The 4342-nt window shown below is 62.2% G+C and carries 4 protein-coding genes; all 4 read right to left on the bottom strand.

What is annotated here, in order from left to right:
• A partial coding sequence (locus ACY693_RS15730) for a sodium/proton-translocating pyrophosphatase (RefSeq protein ID WP_462322759.1) occupies window positions 1-309 on the bottom strand: 309 nt, incomplete at its 3' end.
• 97 nt (window positions 310-406) lie between these two features.
• Entirely contained in the window at window positions 407-1183 is a 777-nt protein-coding gene (locus ACY693_RS15725) for a hypothetical protein (RefSeq protein WP_462322758.1), read from the bottom strand.
• Window positions 1184-1277: 94 nt separating this feature from the next.
• Entirely contained in the window at window positions 1278-2531 is a 1254-nt protein-coding gene (locus ACY693_RS15720) for a 6-phosphofructokinase (protein ID WP_462322757.1), read from the bottom strand.
• A 569-nt stretch (window positions 2532-3100) separates the two neighbouring features.
• Window positions 3101-4342, bottom strand: a 1242-nt coding sequence (locus tag ACY693_RS15715; protein WP_462322756.1) for a UbiH/UbiF/VisC/COQ6 family ubiquinone biosynthesis hydroxylase, incomplete at its 5' end; no start/stop codon positions are given.

The following is a 4342-nucleotide window of genomic DNA, read 5'->3' as shown; positions in this document are numbered from 1 at the left end:
CATCCCGAAATAGCCGGCGAGCGCGGAGAAGAAGCCCCCGAAGAGGAAGGTCACCGGCAGCCAAGGGTTCTGGACCTGCAGCCCATAGGCCAGATAGGCGAAGAGGCCCGAGACGAGCGCGAACACGATCAGCATGATCTTGTATTGCTGGCGCAGGTAGGCCATGGCGCCTTTGCGTACATGGGCTCCGATCTCACGCATGGTCTCGGTGCCCTCGTCATGAGCACGCATCTCCTTGAAGAAGCGCCAGGCGAAGTAGAGTGCGAAGATGGAAGCGAGCGGAGCGAGCCAAAAAATGGGTTCGTTCATGGTTCGACTTCTACAGCTAAGGAGCCACGCAGGTTCAACGGCGCAGCGGGATTAAGGATAGAGATGAGCAGCATCGATTGATCGACGATGGGAGCGCTCAATCAAAATGCGCGATCTGCGCCGAGCGCCACCAGTCGTAATGGGTTGACTGCAATTCCTCGCGGCTCGGGAAGGGGTAAAAGACAAAGTGATCATGATCCCCGACATAGAAGCCGGTCTGCACGGTCCGGTAGATCACCGCATCCCGTACGTGCTTGAGCACCAGCTTGCTGTCCTTGGTATTGGCCGTGAAGTCCGAGAGCACCTCGCGCAGATGCGGGATGTAACGATAGGGCAGATCATCGGCCTTGCCGTTGAGGGGGTCAAACGCCAGCTCGCCGAGTGCCAGGTCCGAGAACGCGATGCGCGGCAGATTCACCGGCTTCTTGGGGTCGGTGATCGAGCGACAAAATGCTTGCGGCTCGAGTCGACTCGCGACCAACGGACTCTTGGGGCAGAACTCTTGATACAGATGGAGCGGATGCTCGCGATCCGGCGTGTAATCGGCGCGCTTGAGCTCGAGTGTTCGACCATCATCGGTCACCAGATACAGGTTACCGATGGCAGATACCGGAATGCGCGCCAGGACGTTGTAGATACCAAGGTAGACAGACGACTTCGGCTTGCCATCTGGCTGTGTGACACAGCGCTCATCGGCGAGCGAGAACGCAAAATCTTCGGACCGAAAGCTGGGGTCGATCTCGAAGAAGATCGATTCCCCGAACACGCGGCCATTCCTTCCCACCGCATAATAGGAACCGAACTCTTTCGGCTCGAGCATCGAGGCGATCAGCGCCTCCGGGATCAAGGACAGATAGAGATGGTAATCACTCATGGTCGCTCCTTTCCGATCGCAGCAAGATGCTCGCCGCCACGACTAGGTCGCGGCAGCGATTGGGAGGCCCGTTTGAGAGACGGCGGAACCGCGTCTAGAGATCGAAAGCGTCGAGCTTCTTCGCCACCGACGCATTCTTCAGCGTCACATAGCGCGGCAGGCCATTCTCGAATGGCGGATAGTCTTCACCCTGAATCAGTGGCAATAGGTAGGTCTTGCATGCAGCTGTGATGCCAAACCCGTCGTCGGTGATGAACTCACGCGGCATGAACTTCTCGACGTTCGCCACCTCGGACAAGGGCGCCTTGCCAACCTGCCATTGGTAGGGATCGCTACTGATACGCTCGATCGTCGGCATGATCGAATTCTCACTCGCGATGGCCATCTCGACCGCCGCGCGACCGGTCGCATAGGCCTGCTCAACGTCGGCCTTGGAGGCTAGATGCCGAGCTGCGCGCTGCAGATAATCGGCAACCGCCCAGTGGAACTTAAAGCCGAGCGCTTCCTTGATGATGTTCGCGACCACAGGCGCCGCCCCACCAAGCTGCGCATGACCGAAGGCGTCGCGCGTCCCCTGCTCCGCAAGGAAGCGTCCATCCGGGTATTTCGCGCCCTCGGACACCACAATGGTGCAGAAGCCGTGGCTATCCACCATCGCCTTCACCTTGGCGATGAACTGCTCCTGATCGAACTCGATCTCCGGGAAGAGCACCAGCACCGGCATCCCCTGGTCTTCGATCAGCCCACCGGCGGCGGCGATCCAGCCGGCGTGGCGGCCCATCACCTCGAGCACGAAGACCTTGGTCGAGGTCTTCGCCATCGAGCGCACATCGAATGAGGCCTCAAGCGCGGAGGTCGCGATGTACTTGGCCACCGAGCCGAAGCCTGGACAGTTGTCGGTGATCGGCAGATCGTTGTCGACCGTCTTTGGCACATGGATCGCCTGCACCGGATAGCCGAGCGTCTCTGAGAGCTGACTGACCTTGAAGCAGGTATCGGCAGAATCGCCGCCACCGTTGTAGAAGAAGTAGCCGATATCGTGGGCCTTGAAGACCTCGATCAGGCGCTCGTACTCGCGCTTATTGGCCTCGAGGCTCTTGAGCTTGTAACGGCAGGAGCCGAAGGCACCGGACGGCGTATAGCGCAGCGCGGCGATGGCGTCGTCGGACTCCTGACTGGTGTCGATCAGATCCTCGGTCAGCGCGCCGATGATGCCGTTGCGCCCAGCATAGACATTGGCGATCTGATCCGGATGCTGACGCGCGGTCTCGATCACGCCACAGGCGGAGGCGTTGATCACGGCAGTGACACCGCCCGATTGGGCATAGAAGGCATTCTTCGCGGTCATAGGAGTCCTCTCAAAGTTCAGTATTATCAGTGTGTTATCAAAGAAGCAAACAAGCGAGCGCAGACGCCTGCCGGCAGGATACGCACGCAGCACTGGCCTAGCCAGATTCTCGAAAAATCAAACAGGGATATTAGGATTGAAGCCCGGCCGCGAGAAGGGCCAAACCCTCTATAGTGACCGAACGCGCTCGCCAGCACGGCAGAAGGCGGAGGACAAACGACGGCACAGGGCATAGCGGAAACCACGGGATCGGCATCGAGTTGGGCGTTAGAGTACAGAATGCGCGCGTCCACCGCAGCGAGAATCGATTGACTTGCACCAATCCGCTGCGAATGACTACTACTCCGCTGATCGCACCGATCGCATTCGGGTTCTGGAGGAGGCGGGTAAGCTACTGTTTCTGCGCCTGTGTTGGGACTTCTCCATGGTCGATGCCAGCGGCAGCCTGGCTGAGATTCGCCAGGCCTTGCACGATCATCTCAATCGCCAAGCCAAACGACGCTTCACCGGCTTCCCGACTCGATTGCTCGCATTGAACGAACATCTAGACCTGCTGAATGAGCAGCTATTTAGCAACCATCACCACGAGCCCGGACCAGCGCCGGCAGATCGTCACCGAGCCCAAGCGCTTGACGGATGAAGATCGGCTTGATGCCGGGTAGGTGCTCAGCGGCCGCCAGGCCAAGGTTACGGGCGCCGACCAGGACCGGATTGCGGTTGCCGAAGACGCGCTTGAAGAGGTCCATCGCGGTGAGCATGACGGCATTCTCGCCGCGGCGCGCGCGCTCGTAGCGGCGCAGGATCTGCAGGCTGCCGAGCGCGCGGTGCTTAGCACGAGCATGGTCGATCGCATCGACCAGCGCGGCGACATCGAGAAAGCCGAGGTTGACGCCCTGCCCTGCCAACGGATGAATGCCGTGCGCGGCATCGCCGATCAGGACCGCGTGCGGGCGCATGTACTCGCGCGCATGTTGGCGACTGAGCGGAAAGGCGACGCGCGGGCCGGTGCTCAGGATCGGGCCAAGACGCTTATCGAAGGCGACCTCAAGCTCGGCCATGAAGCCGGCATCATCGAGCGCAAGCAGTTGCTCGGCACGCGCCTCGTCGGCCGACCAGACGATCGAGCAGCGCCCGTCGGCCAGCGGCAGGAAGGCCAGTGGGCCGGTTGGCAGGAAACGCTGCCAAGCGGTCTCGCGGTGCCAGTGCGCGACCTCGACGTTGGCGACAATGGCACGCTGGGCATAGTCGCTGGTCTCCAAGCCAATGCCCAGTGTCTCGCGCACGAACGAGGCGCGACCATCGGCGCCGACCACCAGCTGCGCCGAGAGGCAGCGCTGATCGGCCAGCCGTAACTCCGCCAGACCGTCACCCCGCCCGTCACCCCGGCCGGCGCCGATCTCGAGCGCAGCGGGGGCCGCCGGCGAGAGCAGCTGGACCTGCTCGGCATCGGCGGCAGCGAGCGCCTCGAGCCGCTCCCAGAGCGCCAGGCGCGTCACCCGGTTCTCGACGATGTGACCGAGGTCCGGCTCGCCGAGATCGCCCGAATCGAAATGGATCTCGGCGCGGCCAACCGCATCCCAGACCCGCATCTCGCGGTAGGGGCTGACGCCGAGCTCGACCATGCGCGGCCAGGCCCCGATGCGCTCCAGCAAGCGCTGACTGGCGCGACTCAGCGCCGAGACGCGCAGATCCACCTGCCCCGCCGGCCAAACCCGCTGCGGTGGCTGGCCGTCGATGACGGCGATGCGCAAGCCGCGCTCGGCGCAGGCACAGCCCAAGGCAGCACCGACCAGGCCGCCGCCGACGATGGC

Source organism: Halochromatium sp. (assembly GCF_054919635.1).
This window is presented reverse-complemented; position numbering and strand designations above follow the sequence as displayed.